The organism is Pedobacter nutrimenti, from assembly GCF_003208655.1.
Taxonomy (GTDB): Bacteria; Bacteroidota; Bacteroidia; order Sphingobacteriales; family Sphingobacteriaceae; genus Pedobacter; species Pedobacter nutrimenti.
Genome location: NZ_QKLU01000001.1, coordinates 236659 through 253460 on the forward strand (window position 1 = coordinate 236659; position 16802 = coordinate 253460).

General features: G+C 43.3%; 13 protein-coding genes. 6 read left to right on the forward strand and 7 right to left on the reverse strand.

The features are described 5' to 3' along the window. Nucleotides 1-101: 101 nt before the first annotated feature. The 7 genes from B0O44_RS00910 to B0O44_RS00940 form a co-directional block, all read right to left on the reverse strand. Nucleotides 102-1055, reverse strand: a complete 954-nt coding sequence (locus B0O44_RS00910) for a T9SS type B sorting domain-containing protein (protein WP_110826820.1) — start codon at nt 1053-1055, stop codon at nt 102-104. A 33-nt stretch (nt 1056-1088) separates the two neighbouring features. Then, complete coding sequence (locus tag B0O44_RS00915) at nt 1089-1778, reverse strand: hypothetical protein (RefSeq protein WP_110826821.1); 690 nt, start codon at nt 1776-1778, stop codon at nt 1089-1091. 18 nt (nt 1779-1796) lie between these two features. After that, nucleotides 1797-4499 carry a beta strand repeat-containing protein gene (locus tag B0O44_RS00920; RefSeq protein ID WP_170123245.1) on the reverse strand — a complete coding sequence of 901 codons (2703 nt, stop codon included), beginning with the start codon at nt 4497-4499 and terminating at the stop codon, nt 1797-1799. A 369-nt stretch (nt 4500-4868) separates the two neighbouring features. Beyond that, the gene (pgl, locus tag B0O44_RS00925) at nt 4869-5594 is read right to left on the reverse strand and encodes a 6-phosphogluconolactonase (protein ID WP_110827502.1); all 726 of its coding nucleotides are present in this window, start codon (nt 5592-5594) and stop codon (nt 4869-4871) included. 33 nt (nt 5595-5627) lie between these two features. Further along, the gene (gene zwf, locus B0O44_RS00930; protein ID WP_110826823.1) at nt 5628-7139 is read right to left on the reverse strand and encodes a glucose-6-phosphate dehydrogenase; all 1512 of its coding nucleotides are present in this window, start codon (nt 7137-7139) and stop codon (nt 5628-5630) included. A 117-nt stretch (nt 7140-7256) separates the two neighbouring features. Beyond that, complete coding sequence (gndA, locus tag B0O44_RS00935; protein WP_110826824.1) at nt 7257-8669, reverse strand: NADP-dependent phosphogluconate dehydrogenase; 1413 nt, start codon at nt 8667-8669, stop codon at nt 7257-7259. A 43-nt stretch (nt 8670-8712) separates the two neighbouring features. Beyond that, nucleotides 8713-9471, reverse strand: coding sequence for an ROK family protein (locus tag B0O44_RS00940; RefSeq protein WP_110826825.1), 759 nt, complete (start codon nt 9469-9471; stop codon nt 8713-8715). 148 nt (nt 9472-9619) lie between these two features. Between B0O44_RS00940 and B0O44_RS00945 the strand changes: the two genes are divergently transcribed. The 6 genes from B0O44_RS00945 (at nt 9620) to B0O44_RS00970 (ending at nt 16800) form a co-directional block, all read left to right on the forward strand. Next, complete coding sequence (locus B0O44_RS00945) at nt 9620-10600, forward strand: alpha/beta hydrolase (protein ID WP_110826826.1); 981 nt, start codon at nt 9620-9622, stop codon at nt 10598-10600. Nucleotides 10601-10805: 205 nt separating this feature from the next. After that, nucleotides 10806-11972 (forward strand): porin, encoded by a 1167-nt coding sequence (locus tag B0O44_RS00950; protein WP_170123246.1) that lies wholly within the window; start codon nt 10806-10808, stop codon nt 11970-11972. Nucleotides 11973-11994: 22 nt separating this feature from the next. After that, nucleotides 11995-13425: an anion permease gene (locus B0O44_RS00955; RefSeq protein WP_110826828.1), complete on the forward strand. Its 1431-nt coding sequence runs from the start codon at nt 11995-11997 to the stop codon at nt 13423-13425. A 13-nt stretch (nt 13426-13438) separates the two neighbouring features. Then, nucleotides 13439-14107, forward strand: coding sequence for a succinate dehydrogenase cytochrome b subunit (locus B0O44_RS00960; protein ID WP_110826829.1), 669 nt, complete (start codon nt 13439-13441; stop codon nt 14105-14107). 2 nt (nt 14108-14109) lie between these two features. Beyond that, the gene (locus B0O44_RS00965; protein ID WP_110826830.1) at nt 14110-16026 is read left to right on the forward strand and encodes a fumarate reductase/succinate dehydrogenase flavoprotein subunit; all 1917 of its coding nucleotides are present in this window, start codon (nt 14110-14112) and stop codon (nt 16024-16026) included. Between the two features lie 30 nt (nt 16027-16056). Further along, nucleotides 16057-16800, forward strand: a complete 744-nt coding sequence (locus B0O44_RS00970) for a succinate dehydrogenase/fumarate reductase iron-sulfur subunit (RefSeq protein WP_110826831.1) — start codon at nt 16057-16059, stop codon at nt 16798-16800. Nucleotides 16801-16802 lie beyond the last annotated feature (2 nt).

Here is a 16802-nt window from a genome sequence, read left to right on the forward strand (position 1 = left end):
AAAGTATATTGTCTACTGGGGGTTAACAATTGCTTTATCGGGTTATGCTTATTGGTTTTATTTTTTGTTCATGAGTATTAACAGTTGTTTTTGTTTACAGATTAGCGTTTGAAACTCCGGATCAGGGTAACGTATCCTTTATACGTTTCCCATTTATTGTCTCCTGATTTGACCTTCAGCAGATAGAAGTAGGTACCTTCATTTAGCCCTTCACCTGCCCATTCATTTTTATATCCTTTTTTGAAGTAGACGGTGCCACCCCAGCGGTTAACGATGGTCAGTTCGTTTTCAGCATAGAGTTCCAGGCCGGGTATTTCAAATGTATCATTGACACCATCACCATTAGGCGTAAACACATTTGGAATGATAATGCCCAAAATGGTTTTTTCGTCTTCAGAGGTATTGTTGGTCAGGTCTGGATCTTTTTCACTGGCCGATACAGTAACTGTATTGCGGATCACACCAGGCTTTGTTGCTTTAACACGGATCTTCAGGTCGGAACTTTCTCCTTTATCCAGTTTGGGGATTTCCCAAAGTACTGTGTTTGTGGTGTAATTATAGTTTGCCTGACCCAGGGTAGGACTGCTTAATTGCACAAAGGTCAATTCCACAGGAAGTACATCTTTTACTTTTACATCGGTTGCTGGCCCAGCCCCTTTATTTTTCACCTCGATGGTGTACTCGAAAGGATCGTTCATGGTTATGGACCTGGATTCTGAACTCAATCTGACAGCAACATCGGCAATTTTGGGGAGTGCAGGTCCTATTTTAACCTCTACCGGAGCAGAGGGTTCAGAAGCACAGCCCTGGGCATTGTAGGAAACAACAGTATATTTTCCTTCGAGGGTTATGGTGTATTCAACCTGATTGGCATTTGGTATAATCTTTTCGTCTTTGAGCCATTGGTAAGATGACGCATTTACAGAATTGGCCCGTATTTTCAGGGAAGATCCCTGTGGGATAATTACCCTTTGCGAACCAGAAGATTGCGCAAAGCATGCCGTTGCACTAAGCAACAGCATACTTGACACAAAACTTGTTTTTCTGTAAGACATGAATCCCGATTATAACATTTGCATTATTATCTTTTACCAGGTTTGAGCAGTTGAAGGAATGGTTATGGTTGGTGTTGTTGGTTTAGCTAAAACTTTTACAACATGGTCCACTGTGGTTCCGCAATATTTATTACCAGCGACCAGGTATCCGCTTTGAAGCCTGTAGGTAGTGGAAATATCGGCATTGGTGTTATTTGTTAAAGTTGGGGTATAGGTTGAGCTTGTTGCGCCGGAAATTGCCGTTGCCAATCCTCCTGCATCTACAGTATACCATTGATAGGCATAGGTACTCACGTTAGGATCTGATGCAGTTGTTGTTCCTGTAAAGGTCGTAGTAGCAGCATTTTCAGAACAGTAATCGGCAGCGGTGAAAGCAACGCTGATCGGAGCGAATTTGTAAACAGGAATTTCTTGAGGACTCGATTCGCAAGACCCTGCAGCTGTTCCTTTACTGATCAGGTAATAATAACCGGTTTGAACACTCGCGGCAGGAACTTTATTTCCAGTTAAGGCCACCCCGGCAGAAGGCGTTGTTGTAGAGGTTGCACTGTACCGGACAATCCAGGTGGTATTGGCAGCAGGAGCGCCGAAATCAAGATCACTTCCGTTACATAAAAAATTGACACCTGAGGTTGTAGGGAGAACCTGGGCTGTACTTCTAAATGCATTTCCGAATAGCAGCACCATGGCTACGATAAAGATTTTTGTTGTAATTGTTTTCATGTTTTTGAGTTTTAAGTTTTAATTATATTGAGAGTTAGTATGTAAGCTTACTGATGGGGAGGGAGGTTTAGGCGTTACTGTTACCGATATAGGGACCATTGCGCTTGTACAAGTGCCATTGTTGACCGTTAGTGTTCCATTGTATGTTCCGGAAAGCACTAATGGACCTGTTGGTTTGGTAATGGTTATACTGCCGCCACTAAAGGGGGTGTTGCTGTTATTGACAAAACCTTTTGACTGTGCGGTACTGTCCCAGATAATGCTGTAAGATGTTGGCGCACCTGAGGTAAAGGTGTAAGTCAGTGTAAAGGAAGAATTTTCCTGACAAGTGTTTGGGACAGGGCCCAGGGTAATGCTGGGCAAAGCGTTAATGGTGACCGATGAGGTGACGACAGTTGTACACCCACTTCCATTAGTAACGGTATAAGTAATGGTTGCTGTACCTGCAGCGACCCCGCTAACCAGTCCGCTGCTATTGACGGTGGCTTTGGTCGCGTCACTGCTGCTCCAAACGCCACCATTAGTTGTGGAAGCGAGTTGTGTGGTGGCGTTTACGCAGACGGAAGGGGTTCCTGTAATGGGTGCCACTACAGGTAAAGCGTTAATGGTGACCGATGTGGTGACCGCAGTTGTACACCCACTTCCATTAGTAACGGTATAAGTAATGGTTGCCGTACCTGCAGCGACCCCGGTAACCAGTCCGCTGCTATTGACCGTAGCTTTGGTGGCGTCACTGCTGCTCCAAACGCCACCATTAGTTGTGGAAGCGAGTTGTGTGGTGGCGTTTACGCAGACAGCTGTGGTGCCGGTAATGGGATTAATGATAGGGAGCGGATTGACAGTAACTGTAGCACTTGCAGCATTGGTACAATTACTACTCAAACCATCACTAACGGTATAGCTGATGTTTGCTGTTCCAGCTGTAACCCCCGTAACCAGACCACTGCTGTTTACTGTCGCCACATTTGTATTGTCACTGCTCCAGGTCCCGTTAACAGTTGTGTTGGCTAAGGTGGTGGTTTTGCCCACACAAACTGAAGTTGTACCAGTTATAGGATTAACGGTGGGTAAGGCATTAACCTGAACATTCATTGTTGTATTGTTTGAACATGTTCCATTGTTAACCGTATAGGTTATGGTAACTGTTCCTGCTGCCACGCCGGTAAGTAATCCGCTTGTACTGTTTATGGTCGCTTTTGTTACATCACTGCTGCTCCAGGTCCCGCCATTTACCGAGCTGGTCAATGTCGCTGTTTTTTGAGCGCAGATTAAATTCGTTCCGGTTATAGTACCTGCCGACGGAAAGGTGCTTACAGTCACCAGGGTAGTAGCTGCATTGGTACAGCCTGTTGTTGCGTCTGTTACCGTATAACTAATTGTTGCTGTTCCTGCAGCCACACCTGCAACCAGACCGCTGCTGTTTACAGTAGCGATGGTGTTGTCACTGCTGCTCCATACCCCGGAAGGTGTCGTATTGCTTAAGGTGATGCTTTGTGTGGTGCACACTGCTGCAGGGCCTGTATTTGGATTTACCACAGGTGGAGCGATGGACTTGATCTGGAAAGGCACCCTTACGGAGTTTGAACAGCCAGGTTTGATGGCTTCTACATAATAATTGCTTGTTGTACCGGTAGTCAGTCCGGTTACATTATAAGATGTTCCTGTCGCTAAAATACTTCCTCCGGTAGCCACATTGTACCAGTTATAGGTGACTCCTGATTGGGGAGTAAGGATTGACAGAGTCACAGAAGTGCCGCAGACACTAATTACCCCCAAAGCACTTTCATTAGTAAGCAGGGGGCTAGGCACTCTTTGTACGTCATACAGATTGAGGCCGCCTAATAAAGACACAACCCCGCCCACTGTAAATTCTACCCGGTCAAAGGCCTGGCCAGGCACAAAGTAAAACGTATATTTTGCACCATTGTTGAGAAGACCCAATAAGTCCAGGGTTAATAAAGCGCCCAGGCTTTGCGGTGTACCAATCGGTGTGAGACCCTTATAGGCTTGTACAGAAACATTGCTTAATAACCCCAGACTAAGTACAGACTGTGGAATTGAAAAGGTAGTGCGTACTGCATCGCCGGCATTGGAAGGCCCGGAAAAGTAAATGCTTTCTGTAACCGTTCCTGCCACGGCAAGGGTACCAAGGGTCAAATAAGCAAATGAATTGGGGTCGGCGTCAATGGCATTGTTTGGGGAAGTGATACCACCTCCGACTAAAACACCACTAGTGGTGGTAGAAGTCGACATCCCGGTTCCACAATCGGCCGGATTGGTCTGGTTGTAAAAAACATAAAAAAGATTAGCTGTGTTGGAACCCAGAAGCGCACCGGTAACTTCTACTTTTACAGAATTAAAGGCAGATGCCGAACTTATGGCTATATAGTAATTGCTATTGTCAGGCGCATTCAGGATTGCACTGGAAGTCGTAATGGTTACTGGTGTACCAAGATTGGTTGTGGTACCACCTGAATATGCCGTAACCCCTACAGAAGAGGCTGTACTTACTTTAACATACACCAGGGTATTGGCCGGTACAGGGCTGGCAAATAAAACTTGTACGGAAGCTGTTCCACCCAAGGCTCCCCCTGTAATTGTTGCGAAAGTTTCATTTTGAAGTACGGCATTGCCAGCATTGGTTACACCAGAGGTAACTACACCAAGTGTATTTGCATAAGTTTTTAACTGGCCTTTTGCTACTTCTCTTCCAGCCACCATTAACAACATCGTTAAAAGCACTCCAAAAATTGGGCGATATGGTAAGCTGAGACTGAACAAATGAGCGATAAAATAGTGTTACACTAACTTATCACAGATTTTTCAAGGATTTTTATTCATTCTGTTCAGTTTTACCGCTTAAAATGAGCAGTTTGAGAAAGATTTAAAACAAAAAAGCTTACGAAAAATAATCGTAAGCTTTTGTTTTTCAGTGTTTTATATTTTTATTTTAAATAAGAACTACCATGAGTAATTCATTTCAACGGCACAACCTTTAATTTTGTTGATCAAAGCTTAAAGCAAATTTTCTTCTTAAATACGCGTTAAAGACCTTAAATCATCTTTAAATTTAAATCTCTTAATCTATGGTTAAGCATCCAAAAGAGATGCTGATTCATCATCTAAAAACCAGGTCAGATTTCCATCAACCGGGCGGATCAACTGGGCCGGATAAAGCCGGGTATTCTTTTCCTGTTTTTCTATCACATGCTTAACGGCCTCTGCCTTGTTTTTACCAAAAACCAGAAAAGCTACATTTTTTGCTTTATTGATTAATGGAGCGGTAAAGCTAATCCGGTAAGTAGAGAGTTTCTCCACATATACCGCATCAACGGTTACGTCTTTATTTTTAAGAATATCCGTTTCCGGGAAAAGGGAGGCGGTATGTGCATCATCGCCCATACCCAGCAAGATCAGGTCAAAAGAAAGGTCAGCGCCTTTAAAATGTTTAGTAATTGCCTTTTTGTATTCTATGGCTGCTTTTTCCGGAGCAAGTGTAGTGTCTACATAAAAAATTTGTTCAGCCGGAATATTTAACGGAGCTAAGATACTTTCTTTAGCCATTAAACCATTGTAGCTGTCATGATCCGGTAATACATTCCGTTCGTCTCCAAAAAAGAAATACACTTTGCTCCAGTCAATTTCTGCTTTAAATTTTGTAGCCAGCAAATGGTAAAGCTCTTTTGGGGAATTGCCACCTGTAAGTACAAAATTAAAGCAACCTTGTTCGGCTATGGAATTATGAGCAATTTTAATGATATACTTTGCAATATCATTAAGCAGCTCATCCTGGGTTTTATAAATTAATAAATTCATCTTTTTATGTGCAGGCAAAAAAACGCCCATTTGTTAATCTTTATTTAAAGGTAAAGTAAACCAATGGAAGCCATCTCTTGCAATAAGAGCTTCGGCATCTTCCGGCCCCCAGGAGTCTGCTGTATAATTAGGGAAGCTCAGTGATTTTTTACTTTCCCAGGCATTGACCACCGGCATAAGCAGTTCCCAGGCACTTTCGACCTGGTCTGCACGCATAAACTGGGTTTGGTCGCCCGTCATGACATCCAGTAAAAGAGTTTCGTAAGCTTCCGGGGTTTCGGTGGTATAGGTACCTTTATAATCAAAAACCATATCAACCGGGTTCAGTACCATGTCCAGTCCTGGTCTTTTTGCCTGGACCTGTAAACGGATACTCATTTCTGGCTGGATGCTGATGATCAGTCTGTTTTGCTGCCAGTGTTCTGTAACTGCGGCAGGAAAGATCTGATGAGGCACATCTTTAAACTGTATAGTAATCAGCGAAGAGGTTTGAAATAAACGTTTACCTGTTCTTACATAAAAAGGAATGCCTTGCCAGCGCCAGTTGTCCACAAAAAATTTAATGGCTGCAAATGTCTCTGTATTGGAGTCGGGGTTTACGCCATTTTCATGTCTGTAACCCGGTACTTCTTTTCCCTCGACCCATCCTTTTGTATATTGGCCCCGTACTGTACTGAAGCGGATGTCGTCTGGGCTGAAAGGCCTCATCGCTTTTAAAACGTCTACTTTTTTATTCCGGATTTCGTCAGCATCAAAATTGATAGGGGTTTCCATTCCAATCAGACATAGCAATTGCAAAATGTGGTTCTGGATCATGTCCCTTAAAGCACCCGCGCTTTCGTAATAGCCGCCACGGTCCCCAACGCCCAGCTGTTCGGTCACCGATATCTGAACGTGGTCAATATAAGTCCTGTTCCAGAGCGGTTCCAGTAAAGAATTTGCAAAACGGAAGGCCATAATGTTCTGGACGGTTTCTTTGCCCAGGTAATGGTCAATCCGGTAAATTTGTTTTTCGGTAAAGATGCTGGTGAGGAGCTGATTCAGTTCTTTGGCCGTTTCCAGATCTCTTCCAAAAGGTTTTTCAATTACAATACGGCAGCTTTCTTCATCTCCTGCCAGTTTATAATCTGAAAGGCATTTGGCAATTAAAGGAAAAAGACTTGGGGCAACAGCCAGGTAATACACCACCTGTGTGCCTGGTCCAAATTCCTGTTGATATTTTTCGATGTCGTCTTTAAGGCTTTTAAAGGTTTCAGGAGCAGAAACATCTACAGAGGTGTAATGTACACTTTCTGCAAACTTGGACCATTTTTCTTTTTTAACTTTTCCTGTTCTCGAAAAGCTGTTTACACCCTCCATAAGTACGTCCCTGAACTTTTGGTCGGTAAGCTTTTTTCTGGCCGTTCCAATGATTGCATATTTCTGGGGCATATACCCATCAGAATACAAATTGTATAAAGCGGGCGCAAGTTTACGCATATTCAAGTCGCCAGTACCGCCAAATATGACGAAAATAGTGGGTTTAAGACTGATTGATGTTTTCATCTGTTGTTGTTTATTTTGTGTTGGTCAGATGGAGCCTTTGATGATCAAAAGAACCATTTCCTTTTGGAGGTTTAACAATTCTTTTGATCATGCCGGATTCATTTGTCTATATTTTCTTTACAGGGTAGGTTGATTCCATAAGGCATGAAAAATACCTTCTTCATCTGTTCTTTCAAAAGTATGGGCACCAAAGAAGTCTCTTTGTGCCTGTGTTAAATTAGAGGGTAATCTTTTTGTTCTTAAAGAATCGAAATAAGTCAGGGCAGAAGCGTAGGCGGATACCGGGATGCCATTTTCAATGGAAAGACCCACAATTTTTCTCAGGTCCGGAACTGTTGCTTTTAATTTATCCTGGATTGCAGAATCAGAGAATAAATGCTCCAGTTCTGGATTTTTGCTATAGGCCTGGTAAATGTCTTCGAGCAATTCCGCCCGGATGATACAACCGCCTCTCCAGATTTTTGCAATTTCATGCAGATTTAATTTGTATTCATAAGTAATGGAAGCCTGCCATAGTAAATGCAGGCCCTGGGCATAAGAAACAATCATTGCAGCATATAATGCCTGTTCGAGTTCCGCCTCTACTTTTTGCTGATTTTCGGCAATTTTTGTTGCATGGGGAAAGGCTTCCGACAGTTCAACGCGAAGGCTTTTGAATTTGGAAAGGTCTCTGGAACTTACGGCTTCATTGATGGTTGGGATGGGCAGTTGAAGGTCCATGGAAACTTGGGAAGTCCATTTTCCTGTGCCTTTTGATTTTGCTTCATCTTTAATCATATCCACCAGCAACTTGCCGGTTTTTTCATCTGTAAAAGCAAAGACTTCTGCAGTTACTTCCATCAGGAAAGACTGCAGGCGACCTTTATTCCATTGGTCAAATACACGGTGAATCTGCTCGTTAGTATAACCTAATCCATTTTTAAGTATATCATAGGTTTCTGCAAGTAGCTGCATCATGGCGTATTCAATACCATTATGTACCATTTTAACAAAATGGCCGGAAGCGCCCGGACCAATATAGGTCACGCAGGGCTCTCCGTTTACTTTAGCGGAAATGGCCTCCAGAATTTCTTTCATGGCGCTATAAGCCGCCTTATCACCACCCGGCATCATACTCGGTCCAAAACGGGCACCTTCTTCACCTCCCGAAATTCCCATTCCAAAAAAATGGAAACCCTTTTCGGCCAGTTCAGCAGCTCTTCTGCTGGTGTCTGTAAAATGAGAATTTCCGCTGTCAATGATCAGATCACCTTTGGATAGTAAAGGTTCCAGTTCCTGGATTACACTATCTACAATAGGGCCAGCAGGGACAAGCAGTACGATCCTCCGTGGCAGTTCAAGGCTTTGTACAAAATCTTCCAGGGAAGCAAAACCCTTTAAATCATGTGCCTTTCCAACTTCTTCTAATGTTTTTAACATCTTTGGGTCCTTGTCATAGCCGGTAACTTGATAGCCATGGTCGGCCATATTTAAAAGTAAATTGCGGCCCATTGTTCCCAGACCGATCATTCCTAAAGTGTATGTTTTCATTAGTTTATCTATTTCTATATAGGGATTATACTATTTTAAAGAGTTATTTTTTAGCAGGATACAGGGTTTTGATGTGGTATTTTTCAGCTGCTTTCCAGAGCTTGGCCCCACCTTTTATGCCTTCTTTATTCGATACAATTTTAATGTTCTGTTCCAATTCTATATCGAGTTCTTTTGCATTTCCGCCTCCAAGATAAAGGGTATCATAATTAAATACGGTCTTATAGATGTCAATTACACGTAATACGCGTTCGTTCCATTCTTTAACACCGTGTTTTTTGATGGCCCGGTCACCAACATAGTCATCGTAGTCTTTTGTTTTTGATACCGGAAGATGGGAGAGTTCCAGATGGGGCAACAGCTCACCGTCAAAAAGTAAGGCAGTACCAAGACCTGTTCCGAAAGTAAGGACAATTTCAAAACCCTTACCGGCCACCAGGCCAAGTCCCTGCTGGTCTGCATCGTTGATCAGGCGTACGGGTTTATTCAGCGCATTACTAATCTGCTGGGCAAAATCTATTTTATCCCATTTGTCTTTTGCAAGATTAGGTGCAGTATATACAACTCCCGATCGGGTATAGCCAGGAAAACCAACCGAAATCTTTCCGAATGGCCCCATGGTGGCTGCCAGCTGCTTAATTACAACCAGTACGGCCTCGGGGCTTGCTTTTGCGGGTGTGGGCAGTTTGGTATATTCGGACAGCATATCGCCTTGAGGGCTTAACAGACAGGCTTTAATATTTGAACCACCTATATCTACAGACAAGATGTCCTTCGTCTCTTTATCCTCGTTATTTGGCATATGAGTATAATTAAGTGAGCTATTTTGTTTATATATTCAAAATAACAAATTTTGAACCATTAAACCTTGCCTTAGTTATACATATTGCAATTTTTACCCAAAAAAAATAATTACTGTTCTATATCTATAGTTTATATTTATAACCACTATGAATGCTGAGGTTACCACCGCTTATGAACCAGATATTTTAGGGCCAGGTTTCGAAAAGAAGATCATCCGATGGGAAGATGATTATGAAGGTGCGGTTGTAAGTACACTGATCAGAAAACAATGCGATACCCCAAAACAGACTGCTGTTTTATATGTACATGGTTTTAATGATTATTTCTTTCAGGAAGAAATGGCAAGGGAGTATAACCTTCATGGTTATGATTTTTACGCAGTGGACCTTCGTAAGTACGGACGTTCCCTGCTGGTCCATCAAAAATTAAATAATGTCAGGGACCTTGCAGAGTATGATGCCGATCTGGATTGGGCCCTGAGCACCATCAGAAAGGAGGGACATTTTCATGTCTTGCTCAGTGGACATTCTACAGGAGGGTTGATTGTTTCTTTGTATGCCGATAAACGTAAAGGAAATGAACTTTTTGATGCTGTTTTTTTGAATAGCCCCTTTTGGGACATGAACCTGAATGTATTGTTAAAAAAACTGGCCATTCCACTTTTGGCCTGCTGGGGCAAGCACTACCCCAATCAGGAAGTAGACGGAGGTTTTTCTGCACTTTATGGATTAAGCCTTCACAAAAGCCATTATGGAGAATGGGATTACAGATTGGACTGGAAGCCAGATGTTGCTCCTAAAGTAAATTGCGGATGGATCAGGGCTATACATTTGGGGCAGCGAAAGGTAAAAGAGGGGCTTCGCATTTCCAGACCTGTGTTGGTTATCCATGCTGCACAATCTGTTTACCTGAAAAAATGGTCTGCGCAAATGTTTAGCGGTGATGCGGTTCTGAATGTAAAAGACATGGAGCGGCTGGTCAAAAGGTTAAAAGGCGAGGTTAAAGTCTTTGTTGCCCAGGGTGCAATCCATGATGTGGTTTTGTCCCCAAAGCCCGTCAGAGCGGTCGTTTATCAGGAACTTTTTCTTTGGTTAAATAAGGTTATGGCCAAATTTACCATTAGTTAAAGGCTTTTTTGAACAAGAATGACCGAAATCACTTTTTTTATTGAGGAGATTTCTTTATTTTGAAACTGAAAATCAACAGGCATCTAGAGATAAGATTAATTCAATCGAAAATAAGGTGCCTGAATTGAGTTTTTTTCTTTCCCTTGGCTTAGTTTTTGTTTCGGCTAAAATGATTCCTATGGTGTTACCTAACTCTCAGTCCTATATGAAGAACATCTATCCCTCCTTTAACAAAAAATCAAAAAACATCCTGTTGAATCTAGCATCCTCTTTGTTATTTCCAACCTTACTAATGGCCCAGAACAACCCCGCCGACAGCACAAAAAAAACGATTAGCATCAATCTTCCGGTTACAAAAATTACTTTTTCCGGAATGCTGCAAACGCAATACATTTATTCATTCACAAAAAACAATGACATCAATGGTGTGAACCATCCTGCAGGGGACCAGTTTTCAGGTAATTCTTTTCTGGTGAAGCGGGCCAGAATGCAGCTTAATGCAGCTGTTAACGACCGGATCAATGCCGTGATCCTGGTTAACTTTGGAGATTTTAGCGGCAACCCACAAAATAAGGTTTTGGAAAATGCCTTTATCAAATACAGTGTAAACGACTATGTAAACTTCCAGGTGGGACAATTCAGGCCCCAGTTCGGACAAGAAGACAATTATCCGGTCGATTTTGTCCGTTCCATAGATTACTCCAATCAATACTATCTTTTTGGGGCCAACAGCTGGCAGAGTTTCCAGTTGGGTGCTTCTTTTTCCGGCGCAATAAAAAATGGGCCGGTCCCGATCACCTATGCCATTGGTGTATTTAATGGAAACAACAGGAACCAGGTAGACAATGACAACGGAAAAATTGTGCCGGCAAGGGTGGTGATGGAGTTTAATAAAAGCTTACAGCTGGGACTCAACGGGGGTTATGGAAGCAATACCCGTAAGGAAATATGGGCATATGGTGTAGATATTGACTATAAGAAACCGCTAAATGAAGACTGGAGTTTTGAGCTGGTCTCGGAATATAAACAGGGAATCAACAGCCAGATGTTTTTTGCAGCTACTACCCCGACTTCTATCGGAGACTATCAGATGAGGGGGATTTATGTCCTGCCAAACCTGGTCCGGAAAATCAGGAATACCCGTTTAAAATCTCTTGAATTTGCTTTTCGCTATGAATACCTGGATTCTGACTTTAAGCGGGCCGGAAATAGCAGAAACAGTTATGTTCCAATGGTCAGTGCTTCCTTTGCAGAATCTTATGCAATCAGGGTACAGGCTGGTTATTTAATAGACCGTTATCAGAACAATATCCCTGGAACCGCTCAGTACAATGGAAACAGACTGATCTGCCAGGTACAGGCACGTTTTTAACCTCTTATTTAAATCATCTTTTATGAAAGAAATCAATTACAAAATGATGCTGCTGACCCTGATCTTTGGGTTGATTATTTGGTTTATCCCTGTTCCCGATGGTGTTAAACCTGAAGCATGGCATTTATTGGCTATTTTTTTAGGAACCATTCTTGGGATCATTTTAAAGGCAGCCTCAATGGGCACCATGTCTATGATTGCTATTGCACTGGTTGCCCTTACCGGTGTTTTGGCTCCCGGCAATCCCGGCAAATCCATTTCCATGGCCTTAAGCAGTTTTGGCGATAAGGTCATTTGGCTGATCGGGATTTCCTTTTTTATAGCCAGGGGTTTTATTAAAACAGGACTGGGCAGCAGGATTGCTTATCTTTTTATAAGGGTATTTGGCAGAAGTTCTTTGGGCCTGGGTTATGGTCTTGGGCTCGCCGATCTGGTTCTGGCACCGGCCATTCCAAGCAATACCGCCAGAGGAGGGGGGATCATTTATCCGATTATGAAATCCATGGCCATCAATTTTGGCTCCATGCCGGATAAACCGGAAACACATCGTAAACTGGGTTCTTATCTGACACTCAACTGTTACAACATCAACCTGATTACCTCTTCGATGTTCCTGACAGGTACTGCGAGTAATCCAATGTGCCAGAAGTTTGCAAAAGACCTGGGCATAGACATTACCTGGATGTCCTGGATGTGGGCGGCAATTATCCCGGGGATCATTTCTTTAATTGCAATTCCTTTTATTTTATATAAGATTTATCCGCCCGAACTGAAAAAAACAAATGGCGCAACCCAAATGGCTTCTGAAAAGTTAAAGGAAATGGGGGCGGTGAGCCGTAATGAATGGCTGATGCTGACCGCTTTTGTATTGTTGCTTATTTTGTGGGTAACGGGCGACATTTTTAAAATAGATGCGACCACCACGGCTTTTTTGGGACTTGTATTTTTATTGCTTTCACAAGTATTGACCTGGGACGATGTAAAAAGCGAAAAAGGGGCCTGGGATACTATCGTGTGGTTTTCTGCATTGGTCATGATGGGCAGTGCATTGAACCAGCTGGGCTTAATTCCCTGGTTTAGTGGTTTGGTAAAGGCAAAAATAGGGGGCATGAGCTGGACAATGGCTTTCCCGATTCTGATTCTGGTTTATTTTTACAGTCATTATATGTTTGCCAGTGCAACAGCCCATGTGGCCTCTATGTATGCGGCCCTTCTTGGTGTGGGTATTTCAGTAGGTGTCCCGCCCATGCTTCTTGCGCTTTCCCTTGGTTTTTGTGGCGGTATTTATGGTACATTGACCCATTATGGCCATGGGCCTGCACCAGTTTATTTTGGAAGCGGCTTTGTAGATGTGAAAAGCTGGTGGTCCAGGGGATTTATTTTAAGTATTGTTTTTCTGGTGATCTGGATGGGCATCGGAGGGCTATGGTGGAAAGCAATAGGCATTTATTAAAAAAGGAGATCCAATGAAAAAAGAACTGATATCTACCTTGTCCAGGAAATACCTGATGGCACTGACCGGATTGTTTCTGTGCTTTTTCCTGGTCATCCATTTGCTGGGCAATTTCCAACTTTTTCTGCCTCCTGATCAGGCCAGGGAAAGCTTTAACGGTTATTCTAAACTTTTATCCGGGAATATTTTTATCAAAGCAATTTCTTATATCCTGTATGCTTCCATTATTATCCACAGCCTGGATGCTTTGCTGATCACCCTATTTAACCGTAAAAAAGCAGGTAAATATGAATATGATAAACGAGGGGCGGCGAGTAAATGGTATTCCAGGAATATGGGAATTCTTGGAACCATTATTCTGGTGTTCCTTATCTTTCATTTTAAAGACTTCTGGTACCAGTATAAATTTGGGGCGCTGCCGGTAGATGCTGCTGGTAATAAAGACCTCTATGAAATTGTGATCCGTGCTTATGCAGATCTGTGGTATGTCCTTTTTTATGTGCTGGCTATGTTTGCACTGGGTTATCACTTGTTACATGGATTTTATAGTGCTGCACGGACTGTAGGCCTTTATCACCCTAAATATGTAAACCTGGTCAGGGTATTTGGAACCTGGTACAGCTATATCATCACTTTTGGCTTTGCTGCGATACCCTTATACATTTATTTTACTCATTACTAGCTATGGAATTAAATGCAAAAATCCCTCCTGGCCCGTTAAAGGATAAATGGAGTTATTATAAAGACCATGCAAAACTGGTCAATCCGGCCAACCGGAAAAAACTGGAGGTCATTGTGGTTGGTACAGGGCTGGCGGGAAGCTCGGCCGCTGCTTCATTAGCAGAAATGGGCTATAAAGTTAAATCTTTTTGTTTTCAGGATTCTGCACGCAGGGCCCACTCGGTTGCGGCCCAGGGTGGGGTAAATGCGGCAAAAAATTATAAAAACGATGGGGACAGTGTGTACCGGATGTTTTATGACACCATTAAAGGTGGTGATTTCCGGTCCAGGGAAGCCAATGTTTACCGCCTTGCAGAGTGCTCACTGGCACTGATAGACCAGGCCGTTGCCCAGGGGGTGCCTTTTGGCCGGGAGTATGGAGGTTATCTGAATAACCGCTCTTTTGGAGGCGTGCAGGTGAGCAGGACCTTTTATTCCAGGGGCCAGACCGGACAACAGCTTTTACTGGGGGCTTATCAGGCCCTGATCCGTCAGGTTGCAGCAAAAACAGTCCATCTGCATACCCGGCATGAAATGCTGGAACTGGTGGTGGTAGAAGGTAAGGCGAGGGGCATTATTGTCCGAAATCTGGATACCGGAGAAATAGAACGGCATAGTGCCCATGCAGTGATCCTGGCAACAGGCGGATTCGGGAAAATTTATTATTTATCTACCCTGGCAATGGGTTGTAATGCTTCAGCCATCTGGCGTGCCCACAAAAAGGGTGCTTTAATGGCCAGTCCAAGCTGGACACAGATTCATCCGACCTCTCTTCCCCAATCGGGCGGCTATCAAAGTAAATTGACGCTGATGTCGGAATCATTAAGAAACGACGGGCGGATCTGGGTACCCTTAAAAAAGGAAGATCCCAGAAAACCGAACGATATTCCCGAACAGGAGCGGGATTATTATCTGGAACGCAGGTATCCTGCTTTTGGTAACCTGGCCCCCCGTGATATTTCTTCCAGGGCAGCCAAGGAAAGAATAGATGCCGGTTTTGGGATCGGTGCGCAAAAAAATGCAGTTTATCTGGACTTTTCAAAAGCCATCCGGGAACAGGGAAAAGAAAAGATTAAGGAAAAATATGGGAACCTGTTTAGCATGTACCAGAAAATCACAGATATAGATGCTTATGCAGAGCCCATGATGATTTCTCCGGCAGCGCATTTTTCTATGGGGGGCTTATGGGTCGATTATGAACTGATGACAACCGTACCTGGCTTGTTTGCCCTAGGCGAAGCCAATTTTGCGGATCATGGGGCCAACAGGTTGGGCGCCAATTCTTTGTTGCAGGCATGTGTAGATGGTTATTTTGTGGCTCCCTATACCGTTTCGAATTATCTGGCAGAAGAAATAAAAACCGGTGCAATAGATGCAAACAGACCGGAATTTATCGCTGCAGAAAACAATGCAAAAGAATTACTGAACAGACTGGCCTCGATAAAAGGAAATAAAACAGCAGATTATTATCATAAAAAACTCGGCAAGCTTTTATACGACCATTGTGGCTTATCCAGAAACAGGGAAGGTTTAAATTATGCGATTGCAGAGATTAAAAAACTGCAGGAAGATTTTTACGCGAACCTGGCCGTTCCCGGTTCCGCACAAGAAATGAACGGGGAATTGGAAAAAGCCGGAAGAGTGGCCGATTATCTGGAGGTTGCCCAGCTGATGTGCTATGATGCCTTAACAAGGGAAGAATCCTGTGGGGCTCATTTCAGGGAAGAACACCAGACCCCCGAAGGAGAAGCCTTAAGAAATGATGAAAAGTTTTGTTTTGTATCGGCCTGGGGCTGGAATGGTCCGGATGAAGAACCTTTACTGGTCCCTGAACCGCTCACCTTTGAAAATGTAAACCTGACCGTAAGGAGTTATAAGTAAAAAATTTTACCCTTAAAAAGCATTAAAACGATGAAAGTATTTCTGAAAATATGGCGCCAAAAAGATGCAAAAGCGGAAGGAAAACTGGTCGACTACGAGATGGACGATGTAATTCCGCATATGTCTTTTCTGGAAATGATGGACACGCTCAATGAAAAATTGATTGTACAGGGGGAGCATCCCGTGGAATTTGATCATGACTGCCGTGAAGGTATATGTGGCCAGTGTGGTGTGATGATCAATGGCCGTGCGCATGGACCACTTAAAAATACAACCACCTGCCAGCTGCATATGAGATCTTTTAAAGATGGGGATACCATTTATATAGAGCCTTTCCGGGCAGAGGCCTTTCCGGTTAAAAGAGATTTAAAAGTAGACCGTTCTGCCTTTGACCGCATTATCGGAGCAGGAGGTTTTGTTTCTGTAAATACGGGGCAGGCTCCTGAGGCGAACAGCATTCCTGTTACTCATGAAATGGCCGAATCGGCTTTTGATTCCGCTGCCTGTATTGGTTGCGGGGCTTGTGTGGCTACCTGCAAAAATTCCAGTGCAGCCTTATTTACCTCGGCTAAAATCTCACATCTGGTGAAACTTCCCCAGGGAAAATTAGAGGCACGTAAACGGGCATTAACGATGGTGGCACAAATGGACCGGGAAAACTTTGGACATTGTTCCAATACAGAAGCCTGTGAGGTCGAATGTCCACAGCATATTTCGGTACTCAATATCGCCAGAATGAACTGGGAGTTCGCCAAAGCGAAGGTGTTAAAATAGTT

Excerpts from the sequence above, each read along its gene's own strand:
- B0O44_RS00910 (WP_110826820.1), bottom strand. The coding sequence starts at position 1,055 with ATGTCTTACAGAAAAACAAGTTTTGTGTCAAGTATGCTGTTGCTTAGT.
- B0O44_RS00915 (WP_110826821.1), bottom strand. The coding sequence starts at position 1,778 with ATGAAAACAATTACAACAAAAATCTTTATCGTAGCCATGGTGCTGCTA.
- B0O44_RS00920 (WP_170123245.1), bottom strand. The coding sequence starts at position 4,499 with ATGGTGGCTGGAAGAGAAGTAGCAAAAGGCCAGTTAAAAACTTATGCA.
- pgl (WP_110827502.1), bottom strand. The coding sequence starts at position 5,594 with ATGAATTTATTAATTTATAAAACCCAGGATGAGCTGCTTAATGATATT.
- zwf (WP_110826823.1), bottom strand. The coding sequence starts at position 7,139 with ATGAAAACATCAATCAGTCTTAAACCCACTATTTTCGTCATATTTGGC.
- gndA (WP_110826824.1), bottom strand. The coding sequence starts at position 8,669 with ATGAAAACATACACTTTAGGAATGATCGGTCTGGGAACAATGGGCCGC.
- B0O44_RS00940 (WP_110826825.1), bottom strand. The coding sequence starts at position 9,471 with ATGCCAAATAACGAGGATAAAGAGACGAAGGACATCTTGTCTGTAGAT.
- B0O44_RS00945 (WP_110826826.1), top strand. The coding sequence starts at position 9,620 with ATGAATGCTGAGGTTACCACCGCTTATGAACCAGATATTTTAGGGCCA.
- B0O44_RS00950 (WP_170123246.1), top strand. The coding sequence starts at position 10,806 with ATGAAGAACATCTATCCCTCCTTTAACAAAAAATCAAAAAACATCCTG.
- B0O44_RS00955 (WP_110826828.1), top strand. The coding sequence starts at position 11,995 with ATGAAAGAAATCAATTACAAAATGATGCTGCTGACCCTGATCTTTGGG.
- B0O44_RS00960 (WP_110826829.1), top strand. The coding sequence starts at position 13,439 with ATGAAAAAAGAACTGATATCTACCTTGTCCAGGAAATACCTGATGGCA.
- B0O44_RS00965 (WP_110826830.1), top strand. The coding sequence starts at position 14,110 with ATGGAATTAAATGCAAAAATCCCTCCTGGCCCGTTAAAGGATAAATGG.
- B0O44_RS00970 (WP_110826831.1), top strand. The coding sequence starts at position 16,057 with ATGAAAGTATTTCTGAAAATATGGCGCCAAAAAGATGCAAAAGCGGAA.